Here is a 16,498-nt window from a genome sequence, read left to right as displayed (position 1 = left end):
TCTTCTGGGAAAACAAACTTTTTCGCAGGCTGATCTAGCTCTGACACCCAGGCCCGCACACCTTCATTGAGCAAAACATTCTTGGTGTAAAACGTTTCGTACTCTGGATCTTCCGCTGCTCGAATCTCTTGGCTAACAAAGTCGTAGGCCCGCAGATTGAAAGCTAGCCCCACCATGCCAATGGCACTCATCCACAGACCTGTGACCGGCACAAACAACATAAAGAAGTGCAGCCAGCGTTTGTTAGAGAAAGCAATGCCAAAAATTTGAGACCAAAAGCGATTTGCCGTCACCATGGAGTAGGTTTCTTCTGCTTGGGTTGTGGAGAAACCACTAAAGGTGTTTTTACCGTCAGAGTCTTTGAACAACGTATTTTGCACGGTCGCTCCATGGATAGCACACAGCAAGGCAGCCCCCAGGACGCCAGTAACTCCCATCATGTGAAAGGGGTTCAGGGTAAAGTTGTGAAATCCTTGGAAAAATAGCAAAAATCGAAAGATGGCAGCCACCCCAAAGCTGGGTCCAAAAAACCAGCTGGATTGTCCTAGGGGATAGATTAAAAATGTTGCCACAAAGACCGCGATGGGAGCCGAAAACGCAACGGCATTATAGGGACGAATCCCCACCAGACGAGCAATTTCAATCTGCCGTAGCATAAAGCCCATTAGGCCTAGCACACCGTGGAAAGCTGTAAAGTTCCAAAGACCGCCAATTTGGCACCAGCGGGTAAAGTCTCCATTGGCCTCGGGACCCCATAAGAATAATAGAGAATGCCCCATACTCTCAGCGGGTGTGGATACAGCCACCGTAAGAAAATTACAGCCTTCTAAATAGGACGATACAAGACCGTGGGTAAACCAGGACGACACAAAAGAGGTGCCGGTAAACCAGGCTCCGATGGCTAAATAGGCGCAGGGGAACAATAGCAGCCCTGACCAGCCAATAAATACAAACCGATCTCGTTTTAACCAATCGTCGATCTTGCCTACCCAGTTTTTAGCTGGCCTAAGCGCTCCCACTGAAGTTGTCATGATTGTCTCCTTGTCTTGTTTACTTGTCTTGCCTTCTTATCTTGTCGGCTTAAAAGCTTAGGCAACCGAATCGCTTTCACCGATGCCATCATTCATAAAGTAGGGGGTGCCCGGCAGGGCCAACTCCTGAATGATTTCATCAAAGTAGGGGATAATTGCGATCGCATCCGCCTCATCTAAAAGAGCGATGGCCTCAGCCTTGAGACAGCGCATGTATTGCAAGATATTGGTCAGGGGAATTCCCACGTTGGTATACAACTCTTTCATTCCCACCAGACCAATTTCCCTCAGCGGTCGATCATCTCCAGCTAGCAGACAGTAGCTAATTAAGCGGACATACCAACCGATGTCCCGCTTAGCCGCTTCAGTTTTACGACGATTACCACTGTTACTAGGGGTTCTAGGACAGACCTGCCAGAACTTTCGAGTACCGCGCTCTACAATCATTTGAGCCTGTTGTTCTAAGGATTTCGCCAACCGGATTCGCTCTGATCCAGTTTTGCAGAAGGTGCGAATCATCCGCAGCTCACCAGGGGTGGGATAGCGCAGTTCCTCATCGGCATTGAGAATGACTTGTTTAACGATACTCATGGCTCTGTAATTCTGAGTAAGGGTGTTTGGGATAAATACACAGACCGCCAAACCAACCAATATGGATGTGATAGTTGGCAGGATTATGGGATTGGTAAAATCGCTGTGGCCACCGCAACAGTTTTTTAAGGTTAGCCTTGAGTTTTATGGATTTTTTTTTCATGGAATTAGTGGGCTGAAGTAAGCCGATGGGATCTGGTTAAATCTGAGCGCTGGCCTCAGCAGCTTCAGCAGCAACCGTTTTTCCGTCAGGCGAGGTGGTGTCTGTGGGCATATCACCATTATCGGCAGTCTGGACAGCGGCTGGACTCTCTTGGGGTAGCTCCATCGGAGAGGCAGGAGGATGGGGCTGAGCCGATGTAGGTGATACCGCCGGAGCCACCTGGGGGCGTTCTGCCACAGCAGTTTGAGCCCCATGACGATTGGACACAGGGTAGGGATGACTACGCATCCACTCCCCTGCCGTCGTTGGGTTATCTCTGGGTTTTGCTAAGGCAACAGCTCCCTGGGGCGATCTCAACGCCAATCCACGCGGTGTCACATAGCGCTCATAGGGCACAATGTCGTCGCCAAACACCTCCACATATTCATCGCTGTCTATGAGAGCATCAACAAAGGCATAGAACCCATCATGGGCACAAATATCGTAGTACTGAGCCATTTCTTCGCGCCCATAGGTGGGCCGTCCCAATAGCCGTCGATGGATATACTCAATCGCTTTAGTGATGTAGAGCTTCTCCCAGTACGTCTGACGAAACAGACGGGTCTTCGCCAGCTGACGCACAAACTCTCGCAGGGTGATTTTGCCCGCTTTGAGCTGGGTCTCGACCACAGACTGTCGTTGCCCCTCAAAAACCTCATGGCCAAACACCTGGCGATAGGCGGCATGAATCACAGCGCCATGGGAGTGGTGGGTAAGATTGAGGCTAGGCGCAGACGAGCGGGCTCGCCCCATGGGGTTAAAGAGTCGGCTATGGCCGATCCGGCCAGATTCCCACTTGATCACATGGTTACCCGGAGAACCCGGAACTCTACCTAGATGGGCTGTAGACCCATTGTGACGGCTGCCCGCTCCGCTATCGATGAGAATTCGACGACTCTCTTTGCTAAAGTGCGCGGGTTGAGCCCTGGGGTCGCGCCTTTCCTGGGGGAAAATGGCCCCAAACTGGATTTCTAGCGGATCGTTACCAACACCATAGGGGTGTTGATTGGGTAAGGGCTGTTGGTACCCAGCAAAGGTGGTGACAAACTGGGGCACTTTGCGAACCGGCGCACTGTATTTAAACAGCTCCATCTGCGGTCCCCAAATCCTGCATTCCTGAGCCTCCATCCCTAAGCCCCTCAGGTAGGGCACTGTCTCTTCACCGAAGTAGTCAGTGTATTCTGCAGAATCGATAAAGGTATCCACCAAGGCTGGAAAACCCTGGGTAGACATGACGTCAAAGTAGGTCTGAAACTCTTCCATGCAGCTTAACCCACGCCCTAGGAAGTGACGACAGGCAAGCTCGATACTACGGCTGATGGAATAGGGCTCATAATACAGCTGTCGATAGAGACGTGATTTTCCCAGATGCCGGATAAACTCTTTCATCGACCAGCTACCGCTTTTAACCTGGGAAATCAGTTCCGCTATGGTGGGACCGTAGGGGTGGGTAATATCTCGCTCAAACACCTGTCGATAGGCTGCTCGCACCACCTCGTCTTTTTCAATGTCAGGTAGTGTTAGCCTCATGACCCATCGAGGTTGGGGACTGTTGCTATCTCCATAGCTTTGGGGTAGCTGCAATCCTGGGTGATGTTTTGAAACTCCCGACCTTAGACGAGGAGACGGTTTTTCCACCTCATAGTCGCTAATCAATACATCAAAGTAGCGTTTTACGACGGCTGACGACGCCTCAGAGGTGAAATATGTCAGCGCTTTCCACTGCATTTCTCGCAGTGCAACAATTGTAGCAAGGGTGGCATCTTCGGGAATGACTCCCCGCAGTCCTCGGGTATTGACGCTGATGATACTGGTGTCACCAGCCACAATGGCATAGGTGATATAGCGTAAAAACCAGCTCAGATCCCTAAGGGAACGTTTCATCCGGACGGTACCGTATCGAGTGATATCGATGGTCCGAAACTGGCTGGGAGCAGCCGGTTTTCCTCCAGACATCATGCCTTTAACCCACTCCATAAGACCATTGACGGGGTCTACAAAACGGGGAAGATCTCGGGATGCGGCCTGGGATTTTTTCGCCGCTGTGAGATAGTCTTCCCCAACATAGTAGCCCGAGCCTGGTAGCCCGAGGGGATCTTCGGGGCGTTCTAGATAGGCCATGGCATTGCCGCCCACAAAGATGCGATTGGCACCAGCGGCGACGATGTTGTTGGCCTGCTGCGTCAGGGTTTGGGCAATTTCTAATCGCTTTAAGCCGGAGCCAAAGAAGGCTGAAAGTTCTTTAGCCTCGCTCTGGTTTAGATAGCGATCTCGCTGCTGTGCCCCAACAATAACAGCTGTCGGCACCGTGTGATACAGCTGCGGATGGACAGTCGGACTGCCCCCGTTGATCCGATCGGTCATGGTGTTTCCAAGTCTCCAAATCCAATGTGTCTCTATGGGCCTCTAGGGCATTAAGCCCTGAATCAAATAGTCAAAGTAGGGGGCAACCTCTGCCGCATCCTCTAAACTCAAGAGTTCCAGGGTGACTTCCTTGAGACAGCGCATGCATTCCGCCACATTTCTCAGAGGAATCTCAAGGGAGGAATACATCTCTTTCGCCCCTTTAACACCACTGGCCTGAATGGGGTCAATGTCACCCACCACCACCGCATAGGAAATGAGGCGAAGAAACCACCCTTGATCCCTCAGGCAGGAAGCCTGAAATGTGGGGTTGCCGCTGTTGCTGGGAGTGACCGCACAGCGCTGCCAAAAACGCTGGGTGCCTTTTTCAACAATCGACTGGACATTGTTAGTGAGAATAGAGGCAATGCGCAGACGCTGCTGACCATCCTCGAAGAAGTGGCTAATATTAGTTAGCTCTCCTCGACTGAGATAGCGAGCCTCGCGATCGGCATTGGCAATAGCCTGGGTAATGATACTCATAATCAATGGGTTGCCTGAACGTCGATAGGGGTGTTAGCTAGGACAGTCCTTAGCCCAGCCCCGAACAGATGTGGTCAAAGCACACAGCCATTTCTCGACCAGCATCGGCCCCTAACATTTCATTGACGACATCCTTCATCGCTTGGACAGAGCGCACGGTGGCTCCCACCGGTACACCCAGGGAGTTATAGGTCTCTTTGAGACCATTGAGCACCCGCTCATCTAAAATTGAGGGATCACCCGCCAGCATGGCGTAGGTGGCGTAGCGCAAGAAGTACTCCATGTCGCGAATGCAGGCGGCATAGCGACGACAGGTGTACATATTGCCACCGGGACCAGTGATATCGGTGTAGAGCAGGGATTTGGCCACGGTCTTAGTGACAATGGTGGAGGTATTAGCACTGATGGACATGGCAGCCCGTGCTCGCAAATCGCCACTGCGAAAATAGGATTGTAGATTCTCTAGGGACGTATCATCTAAATACTGGCCCTGCATATCGGAGGAGTTGATCAGAGTCGTGATGGCGTCTTGCATGGAAAATCTCCTTGAGAGTTAGAAATTGGTTGTCTGGGGTTGTCTTTAACTGGGGTGGGTAATTTTTTGGGGCGAGGACTGATAAGGCCTCGTACAGCAGCGAATTTACAGCAGTGAATGGATAATCAGATCAAAGTATGGCCCCACCTCTTGGGCATCCTCTTCGCTGAGAACAGTCATGGCTTCTTCTTTGAGACAGCGCATACACTCGGCGATATTTCTAATCGGAATTTCTAGATTGTTGTACATTTCTTTGATGCCCACGGTGCCAATTTCCTCTAAGGGGCGTTCGCTTCCAGCCAGTATGGAATAGGCAATCAGTCGCACATACCAGCCCTGGTCGCGCTGACAGGAGGCCGTCTTACGATCGTTGCCGCTGTTACTAGGTGTATTTGGACAGCGCTCCCAAAACCTCTGACTACCGTTCTGGACAATTCTCTGTTCATTTTCCGCTAGAATCCTAGCGATGCGAATACGTTGTTCTCCAGTTTTGGCAAAGTCTTGAAAAATTCGAAGTTCCTTGGGGGCAGGGTAGCGAGCTTCACTATCTGCACTGAGAATGAGTTCTGTAACCAGGCTCATTGTGGTTTCTCCCTATTTAAAAGCTATTCAAATCCCCTAGTAGATGATTGATCAGGATCAAAAAGATTCTTTTTACTAAGGTTTGCAAGAAGAATAAGGAACAAAAATGGAGAACCTATGAAAACATGAGAGTCGCGTTACAAAAATCAATAATTGACGGCAGCAGCGTCATCTTCATTAGTTCTTCAGTTTTGTTTGTTTGAATTCACATCGTGGATAGTGCCTTGTACTGGCTTCGTATCGTTTTTTGTGAATGGATAGCCCCTTTGCCAACCACCGACTACGTTAATCAGAGAATAAATCGATGAAATATCGCGCGTTAATACCTGTTTTACTAGCCCTATTTGTCGGAGCGTTAACGGCTTGCAGTAGCGCTTCTAATTTGCCGACCGATTCCCTTAGCTACGATGATATTAGGAATAGCGGCCTAGCTAATAACTGTCCTGAACTGTCACAGAGCAGTTTGGATGCCATTGCCATCAATGCGGATCAATCCTATCAGCTGAACGGATTATGTCTTCAGCCTGAGACATTTTTAGTCAGGCGAGAGCCATTGATCAAACGCCAAGAGAGCAAATTTGTATTGACTAAACCGCTGACTCGAAAAAGTTTTAGTCTCGATCAGATCAGCGGCTCTTTAGAGATTGGGAATGATGGAAATATGAAATTTGTTGAGCAGGGGGGGTTTGATTTTCAGCCGGTGACGGTTCAGCTGCCGGATGGAGAGCGGGTACCGCTGTTATTTACAGTTAAGGGTCTGGTGGCAAAAAATCAGGATGCTGCCACCAGTCTCAGTCCCTCAACGCGTTTAGCGGGTAACTTTCAGGTGCCGCCCTACCGCACGTCTAGTTTTATCGATCCTAAAGGTCGAGGCGTCACCGTAGGATATGAAGGGGCCATGGCCATGCCAGATCAAACAGACCGTGAAGACTTAGCCCGCCCAAACATTAAAACATTTGAAATTGCCGAGGGACATATCTCTCTGCAGATTAATCGAGTTAACAGCGCCACAGGCGAAATTGCTGGCTTATTTGAGAGCGACCAACCCTCCGATACTGATTTCGGTGCCAAAGACTCAATGGATGTCAAAATTCGGGGGCAGTTCTATGGCCGCATCGAACAACCTGTCGTCTAATCGTTTACTGATTGATCTTTTATTAAGAGGTTTCTCACCATGACTAATATCAACCGTAACCAAGAGATTACCTATCCCATATTTACTGTCAGATGGTTAGCGATACATACTCTGGCAGTTCCCACTGTGTTTTTCTTAGGTGCGATCGCAGCTATGCAATTTATTCAGCGCTAACGCTCACTGGCTAGGGAGTAATCGTCATGAAAATGCCAGGAGACCTCAGCTTAGAGCAAGAATTTGAACTGCAGCTCCTGAGGGAACAAGTCAAACAGCTCTCTCTCGACCAAGCCCAAGACTATGTTGTTGAGATGATGCGTCAGATGATGTTAAAGGAAAACCTCTTTAAGCAGCTGATGAGAAGAACCTAAATACCTAAGAAGCCGGGATTCTGACAGAATCCCGGCTTCTTAGGTTTAGCGTCTGGGTTTACCACCGGCCCACTGGTCGCCAATAATTTTAGGCTGGACTAGGATATAGCCTGCGATCGCAACCAGGTCATCTTCCGTTAGATCACGCATTTGAGGAAAGAGATCTGAGCGAGCAAGCGATGGATGCAGCTCCTCAATAGAGGTTAAACCATCATAGGTGGTGGGATTCTCTAAATAATCAATCATGCTTTCGATGCTGTTACGGGGAGGTATGGCATTAGCTAGCCTTTGAGCCCCCAAATCGACATCAGGATTAGGTTTTGAGGTGCCATCTAAATGGCAACTTGCACAGCTACCATTAAACTTTTTCTGCCCTATGGCAAGCTGATCGGTGGTCAGAGTAATCTGTTCTCCGGCATTATTTAGTGGGACAGTGCGAGTTGCTTTGCTAATTTCAACAGCCGTTGCCTCAGCCCCCCCAGTCACCCATAGAACCGACGCTAGCAATGCGACAAAAACAGCGCCAATCAAAGGATTTATTAAACGTTTTTTACTGTGGTACATCATCACAAAATCTCTCCAAAAAACTGTTTTATCGTTGCTGATTTAGAAGATGAACCGATCTGTTAAAAATGATATATATCGACATCTTGCAGATAAATTCACACCGAGGCTCAGCAGCGCCCTTTATGCAGTGAATGGTTAGTGTCAGACGCCTAGAATTAGCGTCACTGTTCTCGGTTTAACCTGTTTCGCAATAGTTTGAAACTATCATATTCTCTTGTTAGCCATTAAGTAGATAGTATTTCTTGAAATAACAAATAACAAAGGACAACTATAGATATTGGTTAATCCAACAGCCCCTCTCTGTCTAAACTGTAACCTTTCCTAAAGTCAGCTCTTGCCTTCATTAGTTCTCCATTTTTCCTGCCTATAGTTGCCCTACTGTCAATGAAAGTGTCGTTAGATCTGATCAAGCCGATGTCTATTGGTCTTTTGACATTCTCCTGTAGTCCCTTGGCTTCGATTTATCTTCCGGCTGCAGCGGACGGTGTTCTATTGCATCAATCGATAGCTCAACAGCGGAGCTATTTTTACCTTAGAAGCTTTAAGATGACACAGCTTAATAGAGCCATTGCCCTTAAACCTGTTAACCGACTCAAAGAGTCAGGTATTGATCACATATCCGACGACATTAGCTCTGATATGACTGGTGGGAGCGATACAACTAGCCCCTTGCGCAAGATTGCCATACCCAACCCTGTCTCTCCGTGGGAGCGCTTTTGTCGATGGGTGACGAGTACTGAAAATCGCATCTATATTGGCTGGTTTGGGATGCTGATGTTTCCCACCCTGTCCACGGCGGCCATTGTCTTTATCCTGGCAATGATTGCGGCCCCGGCAGTCGATATGGATGGCACTGGCAGACTCATTGCCGGGTCCTTACTCGATGGTAATAACGTGATTACCGCCGCCGTTGTCCCCACATCTGCCGCCATTGGGCTACATTTTTACCCGATTTGGGAGGCCGCATCCCTGGATGAATGGCTAATTAACGGCGGTCCATATCAGCTGATTGTGCTGCATTTTATTATTGGCATTATTAGCTATCAAGACCGAGAGTGGGAACTCAGCTATCGCTTAGGAATGCGGCCCTGGATTTCATTGGCGTTTACGGCCCCAGTGGCAGCCGCTGTTTCGGTATTGCTCATCTATCCTATTGGTCAGGGTAGTTTTTCGTCGGGCATGCCCCTAGGTATTTCCGGTAGCTTCACATTTATGCTGCAGTTTCAAGCTGAGCATAATATCTTAGCGAATCCTTTTCATCAGCTGGGTGTGATTGGCGTATTTGGTGGGGCACTGCTGTGTGCCACCCATGGCTCTTTAGTAACTTCAGCACTGGTGAGTCACGACGATCGGGTCCCATCTGAAAATTCTCACTCAGAAACATCAAGTCAAACCTACAGCTTTGAGCACATCCAGACTTACCAGCAGAAACTGCTGTGGAAAGGGGCAACCCTCAAGTCTTCACGATCTGTGCATTTTGTACTCGCGGCATTGCCGGTAGCTGGCATTTGGTCAGCAGCAATGGGGATCGACATGGCCGCCTTTGGCTTTGATAAATTCTCTCTAACACCAGGTCAGACATTTCAAAAGACCGTTGTGCCCACCTGGGCTGACATTGTTACCCAAGCTGACCTGGGTATTTATGCGCTCAAAGATCAGCGTCAGCCGATGTTCCCGATCTTTCTTGGGGAAGAGACTGGGTTCACTGATACCACAATTACTGATATCACGATTACCGATATCCCAATTGTTGATGCCATCGCTGCTGAAATCATGACGGACTCAGGTGAGTGATGTACGCCATAGTGCGCTGATGACTGTGCCTTTAGACAGTCAAATTAATGAGTTATTTAGCAAAAAGGAGTTTTTTCAATGACCATAAGTCCTCGGAAAGAGAGGCAAAAAGTTGAGGTTGTCGTTGATAATAATCCGGTGTCTACATCCTTTGAGAAGTGGGCAAAGCCGGGACACTTTAAACGCAGCCTGGCACGGGGACCCAAAACCACCACCTGGATTTGGGATCTCCATGCTGATGCCCATGATTTTGATAGTCACACCAGTGATTTAGAAGACATTTCTCGCAAAATCTTTTCCGCCCATTTTGGTCATTTAGCCATTGTGTTTATTTGGCTGAGTGGCATGCATTTTCATGGCGCTCGTTTTTCTAACTTTTCGGCTTGGATGAGCGATCCGACGCAGATCAAGCCTAGCGCTCAAGTCGTTTGGCCCATTGTTGGACAAGAAATCCTCAACGCTGATGTGGGGGGTGGTTTCCGAGGCATCCAAATTACCTCCGGACTGTTTCAGATGTGGCGCGGCCAAGGCTTTACCCATGAGTTTCAGCTTTACTGGACAGCCATGGGAGCCCTAGTGATGGCGGCGGTGATGCTGTTTGCGGGCTGGTTTCATTACCATGTGCGGGCTCCCAAGCTAGAGTGGTTTCGCAATTGGGAATCGATGATGAACCATCACCTGGCTGGACTGCTGGGGATGGGCAGTTTGGGCTGGGCTGGACACTTAATCCATGTGGCCTTACCGACCAATAAGCTGCTGGATGCTGGGGTGCCCTTAGACAAAATTCCGCTGCCCCACGACTTCATTCTGGATAAGGCTCTGATGACGGATCTTTATCCCGGCTTTGCCCAGGGCCTAAAGCCGTTCTTTACCCTCAACTGGTCAGCCTATACCGATTTTCTCACCTTTAGGGGAGGGCTAAATCCGGTGACGGGAAGCCTATGGATGACTGATATTGCTCACCATCACGTTGCGATCGCAGTGCTCTTTATCATTGCAGGGCATTTCTACCGCACCAACTGGGGCATTGGCCATACATTTAATGAGTTGCTGGACGATGCCAGAACTCCCAAAATGTTTCCCCTGTTTAACTTTATTGGGCCGGTTGGTCACCGAGGTCTTGAGAAAATTTTTGAGACATCCTGGCATGCCAATCTCTCCATTCACCTGGTTCAATTTGGCACGGCTAGCCTGCTGGTGGCCCATCACATGTACGCGATGCCGCCCTATCCTTATCTGGCCACTGACTATGCCACGGTAACTTCGTTGTTTACTCACCACGTCTGGATCGCTGGATTCTGTATCGTTGGTGGTGCTGCCCACGCGGCTATCTTTCTGGTGCGAGACTATAACCCTGCTGACCATGTTAATAACGTGCTTGACCGGGTGTTACGTCATCGCGACGTGATTATCTCTCACTTAGCCTGGGTCTGTCAGTTCTTGGGATTTCACAGTTTTGCCATGTACTGTCACAACGACACCATGCGCGCCTTTGGTCGCCCCCAGGATATGTTCTCTGACACCGGGATTCAGCTACAGCCAATCTTTGCCCAGTGGATACAACACATTCACTCCATGGCCGTAGGCGGCGCTCAAGCAGCGGAACCCTTGGGCAATATGTTTGGCGGTCTGCGTAACATTGAGCTATCGGGGATAGGTACTACGGTGCCTAATATCACCGAACCGGTTAGCTACGCCTTTGGCGGCGGTGTTGTCGCCGTTGGTGGCAAGATTGCCATGATGCCCATACCGTTGGGTACCGCCGACTTTCTGATTCACCACATCCACGCCTTTACCATTCACGTAACAGTGCTGGTGCTGCTCAAAGGAGTATTGTTTGCCCGCAGCTCCCGCTTAATTCCCGACAAAGGCGATCTGGGCTTCCGGTTCCCCTGCGACGGACCCGGTCGAGGCGGCACCTGTCAGGTCTCTGCCTGGGACCATGTGTTCTTGGGTCTGTTCTGGATGTATAACTCGCTCTCGATAGTGATTTTTCACTTCTTTTGGAAAATGCAGTCAGATGTCTGGGGCACAGTGGATGCCGACGGCACCATTTCTCACATTACCGGAGGAAACTTTGCTCTCTCCTCCATTACCAACAATGGCTGGCTGCGAGATTTTCTCTGGGCTCAGGCGTCCCAAGTGATTAATTCCTACGGCTCGGCGCTGTCCGCCTATGGCGTCATGTTTCTGGCCGGACACTTTGTCTTTGGCTTTAGCCTAATGTTCTTGTTCAGCGGTCGTGGCTACTGGCAAGAGCTAATTGAGTCTATTGTTTGGGCTCACAACAAGCTCAACATCTCCACGGCAATCCAACCTCGGGCCTTGAGTATCACCCAGGGAAGAGCCGTTGGCGCTGCCCACTATCTTTTAGGAGGAATTGTTACCACCTGGGCCTTTTTCTTAGCCCGCATGGCGGCGGTGGGATGATGGCCAATCTACACATTCAACTTCATCACTAAACCTCAACCTAGAACCATGGCGACAAAATTTCCAAAATTTAGTCAGGATTTACAGAGAGATCCGACCACGCGTCGACTTTTCTATTCCATCGCCACGGCCCATGATTTTGAAAGCCACGATGGGATGACGGAGGAGAATCTTTACCAAAGGATTTTTGCCTCCCATTTTGGTCACCTGGCCATTATCTTTTTGTGGATATCGGGTATTTTGTTTCATGTGGCATGGCAGGGCAACTTTGAGCGGTGGATTCAAGACCCACTCGGCACCTCACCCATTGCCCACGCAATTTGGGATGCCCAGTTTGGTCCAGCCGCCATTGAAGCTTATACCCAGGCCGGGGCTAGAAACCCGGTGGATATCTGCTATTCCGGTGTGTATCACTGGTGGTATACCATCGGCATGCGTACCAATAGCGATCTGTTTGTGGGCGCTCTATTTTTGCTGCTGCTGGCCGCCGTGATGTTATATGCCGGGTGGCTACATCTTCAACCTCGATTTCGCCCGAGTCTTAGCTGGTTTAAAAATGCAGAATCGCGACTAAATCACCACCTGGCTGGTTTGTTTGGGGTGAGTTCACTAGCCTGGACGGGACACTTGATCCATGTGGCAATTCCTGAATCACGGGGACGGCATGTGGGCTGGGATAACTTACTTTCCACACCACCTCACCCTGCCGGACTAGCCCCATTTTTCACCGGTAACTGGGGTGTCTATGCCCAGAATCCGGATACGGCAGAGCATGTGTTTAATAGTTCCCAGGGAGCTGGGACTGCGATTCTCACCTTTTTAGGGGGCTTCCATCCTCAGACCGAGTCTCTGTGGCTGACGGATATGGCCCACCACCACCTGGCGATTGCCGTTATCTTTATCATTGCGGGGCACATGTACCGCACCAACTTTGGTATTGGTCACAATATCAGAGAAATGACTGAAGCCCTCCAGGGACCTGGGTGGAAAGGCTTCTTTATTGCACCTCGCACGGGACGCGGCCATAAAGGTATCTACGATGCCTACAACAACTCGCTGCACTTTCAGCTGGGTTGGCATCTGGCCTGTCTCGGGGTGGTGTGCTCCCTGGTGGCCCAGCATATGTATGCCATGCCGCCCTATGCCTTTTTGTCCCGCGACTACACCACCATGTCGGCTCTGTATACCCACCACCAGTACATTGCTGGATTCTTAATGGTAGGGGCCTTTGCCCATGGGGCCATTTTCTTAGTGCGTGACTATGACCCAGAAGCTAATAAGGACAACGTTCTGGCTCGGGTTTTAAACCACAAAGAGGCAATTATCTCTCACCTGAGCTGGGTCTCGTTGTTTTTGGGGTTTCATACCCTGGGTCTCTATGTCCACAACGACTGCGAGGTCGCCTTTGGTGCCGCTGAGAAACAGATTTTAGTAGAACCTGTCTTTGCCCAGTGGATTCAAGCCTTCCACGGAAAGACACTCTATGGGATGCAAACCCTGCTGTCTAATCCAGACAGTGTTGCGACTACGGCCTGGCCCAACTACGCTAACGTTTGGCTACCGGGTTGGCTAGAAGGCATCAATAACGGCGCGAATTCACTGTTTCTTACCATTGGACCAGGGGACTTTTTAGTCCACCATGCGATCGCACTGGGTCTCCATGTCACCACCCTAATTTTGGTCAAGGGAGCCCTGGATGCTCGCGGGTCTAAGCTGATGCCCGACAAAAAAGACTTTGGCTATAGCTTCCCCTGCGACGGCCCTGGCCGAGGTGGCACCTGCGACATTTCCGCCTGGGATACCTTCTATCTGGCCATGTTTTGGATGCTCAATACCCTGGGTTGGATCACCTTCTACTGGCATTGGAAACACCTGGCCCTGTGGAGTGGCAACATGGCTCAGTTTAATGAGAGTTCCACCTATCTCATGGGCTGGTTCCGCGATTATCTGTGGCTCAACTCATCCCAGCTGATCAATGGGTATAACGTTTATGGCACCAATAACCTAGCCGTTTGGACCTGGATGTTCCTCTTTGGCCACTTAGCCTGGGCCGTGAGCTTTATGTTCCTGATTACCTGGCGCGGCTACTGGCAGGAGCTAATTGAGACCCTATTGTGGGCCCACGAGCACACTCCCTTATCCTTTGGCTATCCCAAAGACAAACCTGTGGCCCTGTCCATTGTGCAGGCCCGGCTAGTAGGACTGACCCATTTTACCGTGGGCTATATTGCCACCTACGGCGCATTTTTGATTGCGTCAACATCCAGCCGATTTCCATGACATTTCCTGTCACGACGGATTAACAAGTTTCCATCTATCTACGCACTGTCCAACATTGCGGACTCTCCCTTTGCGTAGACGAGTCTTGGCCGTTGACGAACGGCCAGGACTTTTCTCCAACTGTCTCGGAATACTGGCTAATTACCCCCCATCACGATCACCCATCAGAGAGGATTAAACACCCATGTCACCTGCCCCTAAATCTGCCTGGGCCGATGCCTATTCCCAAGCGGACCCGATTCAGCCTTACCAGGGCAATCCTTGGTTGGGCAACCTGGCCACCCCTATCAACAGCTCCAGCCTGGCAAAAGCCTATATCAACAACCTGCCAGCCTACCGACCAGGACTGACGCCTTTTTTACGGGGGTTAGAAATTGGCATGGCCCACGGTTATTTTTTAGTGGGACCCGAGGTGGTGGTAGGCCCCTTGCGAGAGTCAGCCCACGGTGCCAACTTAAGCGGGCTAATCACCTCGATTTACATAACAGTATCAGCCTGTTTGGGCATTTCTATTTTTGCCCTGAGCACATTTCAGGGCAATCCTAAGGGAGCCTATAATTCTCACTCCCAGGATCGCCTCCGCCCGCTGCGGAAAAAAGAAGACTGGTTTCAGCTATGCGGCGGTATTTTTCTCGGATCGACGGGCGGGGCTGTATTTGCCTATGTGCTGTTAGAAAACTTTGATGAACTTGATGCCATCCTGCGGGGAGCGGTCAATGTCAGTCAGACACTCTGGTCAGCCGGCATTGGCTAGGTCCTTGGCCAGATAGAAAAACTAGAAAGCCCACACACATACCAGCTCAGAAAAGACGAGAAAAAGGAGACCTCCATGGCCGATATGACCCAACTCACCGGAGACTACGCAATTTCCTGGCTACCTTGGATTATGATTCCGCTCATTTTTTACATTCTTCCATTTCCTATTTTCGCCATCATTTTTCTCTGGATTGAACGGGAAAGCGATAATGAGACCGCCATGGGACAGGATCTGTCCTCAGAGGTGCGATCGCAACAGAGCGTCATGGGCGCCGATGTAATCAGCTCCAGTCCGCCATCATAAATCAGCTTAGCCCCTCACCCTTGCAATCCATTAGGAGATAGTCCCATGCAAAAGCTGTTGGCAATTTTACTCATGATCTCACTTTGGGTAGGCTTTACAGCCCCTGCCCAGGCCGCATCCAACACTCACCTGGTGCCTTGCGAAAGCTCAGCTGCGTTTCAAGAACGCATGCACAGTGCACCACAGAACTATTATTTTGATGAGCCCTATCAGCTCTATGCAGCTAATCTGCTCTGTGGTGAAGAAGGTCTGCCCCATTTACAACTCAGGCTAGACCGAGCGTTAGATATTGTCATTCCCTTTGGGATTTTCTTTTACTTCGCTGGCTTTGTCGGCTGGTCGGGGCGAGCCTATTTAATCGGCGGCAAGCAGACCAAAAACCCAGAAGAAACCGAAATCTTTATCAATATCCCGCTGGCCCTACGATCGTTTATGCAAGGATTGCTGTGGCCCCTGCTAGCTTTCAAGGAACTGACCACCGGAGAGCTGACGGCGAAAGAGTCTGAACTTTCAGTATCGCCTCGATAGAGTACAAGATTTACGCAATCACCGTTGAGACTATAGGAGACTCCGATGCAATATCTACTTAAATACTTGACCAGCGCCCCGATTATGGCGGCAGCGGCCTTAATTATCTTATCTGGCGTGATGATTGAGCTGAACTACATGTTCCCTGGTCTGCAGTACGGCACCTACTTCCATGGCACCCCATAAGTAATCGATACAGGGGGGAGCTAGCTCCCCCCTGTATCACACCTTGCCAATGCCGCCCAGTTAACATTTTTTTACTCGGGCAGTATGTCTTTTTATAAATCTCGACAAAATGATAATAATTTTCATTAAAATTGGTATCATTTGGGAATCATTTTCTCATAATTTAAAACTACCCTTTTTTAGTCAGCTATTTCAATTAAAAACTGTTTAGTATCAGCCATTAATTATGAGAGGATGTATGAAAAGGGTTCCAAGGGGTAAAAAAGCTCACACAGTGTAGGCTGAAGTTTACATAAATCTCTAGCCCTGCGTGAGCCATGCCT

Annotated in this window: 18 protein-coding genes; 10 read left to right on the top strand and 8 right to left on the bottom strand. The window is 49.7% G+C overall.

Translation table 11 applies throughout. The features are described from left to right. The 7 genes from psbD to apcD (IQ260_RS14075) form a co-directional block, all read right to left on the bottom strand. The coding region (gene psbD / locus IQ260_RS14105) for a photosystem II D2 protein (photosystem q(a) protein) (RefSeq protein ID WP_193993745.1) at window positions 1–1,031 on the bottom strand (1,031 nt) is incomplete at its 3' end. Between the two features lie 57 nt (window positions 1,032–1,088). Next, a complete protein-coding gene (gene apcD, locus IQ260_RS14100) occupies window positions 1,089–1,622 on the bottom strand; it encodes an allophycocyanin subunit alpha-B (protein ID WP_193993744.1) in 534 nt (177 codons plus the stop codon). Continuing rightward, the gene (locus tag IQ260_RS14095; RefSeq protein ID WP_193993743.1) at window positions 1,609–1,785 is read right to left on the bottom strand and encodes a hypothetical protein; all 177 of its coding nucleotides are present in this window, start codon (window positions 1,783–1,785) and stop codon (window positions 1,609–1,611) included. Before IQ260_RS14095 ends, apcD (IQ260_RS14100) begins: the two co-directional genes overlap by 14 nt. A 36-nt stretch (window positions 1,786–1,821) precedes the next feature. After that, window positions 1,822–4,188, bottom strand: coding sequence for a phycobilisome rod-core linker polypeptide (locus IQ260_RS14090; RefSeq protein WP_193993742.1), 2,367 nt, complete (start codon window positions 4,186–4,188; stop codon window positions 1,822–1,824). Between the two features lie 42 nt (window positions 4,189–4,230). Next, window positions 4,231–4,710 carry an allophycocyanin subunit alpha-B gene (gene apcD / locus IQ260_RS14085; RefSeq protein ID WP_193993741.1) on the bottom strand — a complete coding sequence of 160 codons (480 nt, stop codon included), beginning with the start codon at window positions 4,708–4,710 and terminating at the stop codon, window positions 4,231–4,233. Window positions 4,711–4,759: 49 nt separating this feature from the next. Further along, window positions 4,760–5,245 (bottom strand): globin family protein, encoded by a 486-nt coding sequence (locus IQ260_RS14080; protein ID WP_193993740.1) that lies wholly within the window; start codon window positions 5,243–5,245, stop codon window positions 4,760–4,762. A gap of 105 nt (window positions 5,246–5,350) precedes the next feature. After that, the gene (gene apcD, locus IQ260_RS14075; RefSeq protein WP_193993739.1) at window positions 5,351–5,827 is read right to left on the bottom strand and encodes an allophycocyanin subunit alpha-B; all 477 of its coding nucleotides are present in this window, start codon (window positions 5,825–5,827) and stop codon (window positions 5,351–5,353) included. Window positions 5,828–6,131: 304 nt separating this feature from the next. On the opposite strand from apcD (IQ260_RS14075), the gene psbO reads away from it, so the two are divergent. The 3 genes from psbO to IQ260_RS14060 are packed head-to-tail and all read left to right on the top strand — an operon-like array spanning window position 6,132 to window position 7,330. Then, window positions 6,132–6,962, top strand: a complete 831-nt coding sequence (gene psbO / locus IQ260_RS14070; protein ID WP_193993738.1) for a photosystem II manganese-stabilizing polypeptide — start codon at window positions 6,132–6,134, stop codon at window positions 6,960–6,962. 39 nt (window positions 6,963–7,001) lie between these two features. After that, complete coding sequence (psbF, locus tag IQ260_RS14065) at window positions 7,002–7,136, top strand: cytochrome b559 subunit beta (RefSeq protein ID WP_193993737.1); 135 nt, start codon at window positions 7,002–7,004, stop codon at window positions 7,134–7,136. A 26-nt stretch (window positions 7,137–7,162) separates the two neighbouring features. Further along, window positions 7,163–7,330 carry an NblA/ycf18 family protein gene (locus tag IQ260_RS14060; protein ID WP_193993736.1) on the top strand — a complete coding sequence of 56 codons (168 nt, stop codon included), beginning with the start codon at window positions 7,163–7,165 and terminating at the stop codon, window positions 7,328–7,330. Between the two features lie 45 nt (window positions 7,331–7,375). Here IQ260_RS14060 and psbV read toward each other — a convergent pair whose 3' ends face one another. Further along, window positions 7,376–7,897: a photosystem II cytochrome c-550 gene (gene psbV, locus IQ260_RS14055; protein ID WP_228016062.1), complete on the bottom strand. Its 522-nt coding sequence runs from the start codon at window positions 7,895–7,897 to the stop codon at window positions 7,376–7,378. Between the two features lie 639 nt (window positions 7,898–8,536). Here psbV and IQ260_RS14050 point away from each other — a divergent pair. The 7 genes from IQ260_RS14050 to IQ260_RS14020 all read left to right on the top strand — a co-directional run bounded on the left by IQ260_RS14050 (window position 8,537) and on the right by IQ260_RS14020 (window position 16,175). Next, window positions 8,537–9,691, top strand: a complete 1,155-nt coding sequence (locus tag IQ260_RS14050; RefSeq protein WP_193993746.1) for a photosynthetic reaction center family protein — start codon at window positions 8,537–8,539, stop codon at window positions 9,689–9,691. Between the two features lie 78 nt (window positions 9,692–9,769). Then, window positions 9,770–12,121, top strand: coding sequence for a photosystem I core protein PsaA (gene psaA, locus IQ260_RS14045; protein WP_193993735.1), 2,352 nt, complete (start codon window positions 9,770–9,772; stop codon window positions 12,119–12,121). Window positions 12,122–12,169: 48 nt separating this feature from the next. Then, window positions 12,170–14,401 (top strand): photosystem I core protein PsaB, encoded by a 2,232-nt coding sequence (gene psaB, locus IQ260_RS14040; protein ID WP_193993734.1) that lies wholly within the window; start codon window positions 12,170–12,172, stop codon window positions 14,399–14,401. Between the two features lie 184 nt (window positions 14,402–14,585). Beyond that, window positions 14,586–15,155 (top strand): photosystem I reaction center subunit XI, encoded by a 570-nt coding sequence (locus IQ260_RS14035; protein WP_193993733.1) that lies wholly within the window; start codon window positions 14,586–14,588, stop codon window positions 15,153–15,155. Between the two features lie 75 nt (window positions 15,156–15,230). Then, the gene (locus IQ260_RS14030; protein ID WP_193993748.1) at window positions 15,231–15,461 is read left to right on the top strand and encodes a hypothetical protein; all 231 of its coding nucleotides are present in this window, start codon (window positions 15,231–15,233) and stop codon (window positions 15,459–15,461) included. 45 nt (window positions 15,462–15,506) lie between these two features. Next, the gene (locus IQ260_RS14025; protein WP_193993732.1) at window positions 15,507–15,989 is read left to right on the top strand and encodes a Photosystem I reaction center subunit III; all 483 of its coding nucleotides are present in this window, start codon (window positions 15,507–15,509) and stop codon (window positions 15,987–15,989) included. A gap of 45 nt (window positions 15,990–16,034) precedes the next feature. Next, complete coding sequence (locus IQ260_RS14020) at window positions 16,035–16,175, top strand: photosystem I reaction center subunit IX (protein WP_193993731.1); 141 nt, start codon at window positions 16,035–16,037, stop codon at window positions 16,173–16,175. The last annotated feature ends 323 nt before the right edge of the window (window positions 16,176–16,498 follow it).

The sequence above is a fragment of the Leptolyngbya cf. ectocarpi LEGE 11479 genome, assembly GCF_015207065.1.
Lineage (GTDB): Bacteria > Cyanobacteriota > Cyanobacteriia > Phormidesmidales > Phormidesmidaceae > Leptothoe > Leptothoe ectocarpi.
This window is presented reverse-complemented; position numbering and strand designations above follow the sequence as displayed.

What these genes read in the sequence shown, in the direction of transcription:
- apcD (WP_193993744.1), bottom strand. Translation starts at nt 1,622, where the DNA reads ATGAGTATCGTTAAACAAGTCATTCTCAATGCCGATGAGGAACTGCGC.
- IQ260_RS14095 (WP_193993743.1), bottom strand. Translation starts at nt 1,785, where the DNA reads ATGAAAAAAAAATCCATAAAACTCAAGGCTAACCTTAAAAAACTGTTG.
- IQ260_RS14090 (WP_193993742.1), bottom strand. Translation starts at nt 4,188, where the DNA reads ATGACCGATCGGATCAACGGGGGCAGTCCGACTGTCCATCCGCAGCTG.
- apcD (WP_193993741.1), bottom strand. Translation starts at nt 4,710, where the DNA reads ATGAGTATCATTACCCAGGCTATTGCCAATGCCGATCGCGAGGCTCGC.
- IQ260_RS14080 (WP_193993740.1), bottom strand. Translation starts at nt 5,245, where the DNA reads ATGCAAGACGCCATCACGACTCTGATCAACTCCTCCGATATGCAGGGC.
- apcD (WP_193993739.1), bottom strand. Translation starts at nt 5,827, where the DNA reads ATGAGCCTGGTTACAGAACTCATTCTCAGTGCAGATAGTGAAGCTCGC.
- psbO (WP_193993738.1), top strand. Translation starts at nt 6,132, where the DNA reads ATGAAATATCGCGCGTTAATACCTGTTTTACTAGCCCTATTTGTCGGA.
- psbF (WP_193993737.1), top strand. Translation starts at nt 7,002, where the DNA reads ATGACTAATATCAACCGTAACCAAGAGATTACCTATCCCATATTTACT.
- IQ260_RS14060 (WP_193993736.1), top strand. Translation starts at nt 7,163, where the DNA reads ATGAAAATGCCAGGAGACCTCAGCTTAGAGCAAGAATTTGAACTGCAG.
- psbV (WP_228016062.1), bottom strand. Translation starts at nt 7,897, where the DNA reads ATGATGTACCACAGTAAAAAACGTTTAATAAATCCTTTGATTGGCGCT.
- IQ260_RS14050 (WP_193993746.1), top strand. Translation starts at nt 8,537, where the DNA reads ATGACTGGTGGGAGCGATACAACTAGCCCCTTGCGCAAGATTGCCATA.
- psaA (WP_193993735.1), top strand. Translation starts at nt 9,770, where the DNA reads ATGACCATAAGTCCTCGGAAAGAGAGGCAAAAAGTTGAGGTTGTCGTT.
- psaB (WP_193993734.1), top strand. Translation starts at nt 12,170, where the DNA reads ATGGCGACAAAATTTCCAAAATTTAGTCAGGATTTACAGAGAGATCCG.
- IQ260_RS14035 (WP_193993733.1), top strand. Translation starts at nt 14,586, where the DNA reads ATGTCACCTGCCCCTAAATCTGCCTGGGCCGATGCCTATTCCCAAGCG.
- IQ260_RS14030 (WP_193993748.1), top strand. Translation starts at nt 15,231, where the DNA reads ATGGCCGATATGACCCAACTCACCGGAGACTACGCAATTTCCTGGCTA.
- IQ260_RS14025 (WP_193993732.1), top strand. Translation starts at nt 15,507, where the DNA reads ATGCAAAAGCTGTTGGCAATTTTACTCATGATCTCACTTTGGGTAGGC.
- IQ260_RS14020 (WP_193993731.1), top strand. Translation starts at nt 16,035, where the DNA reads ATGCAATATCTACTTAAATACTTGACCAGCGCCCCGATTATGGCGGCA.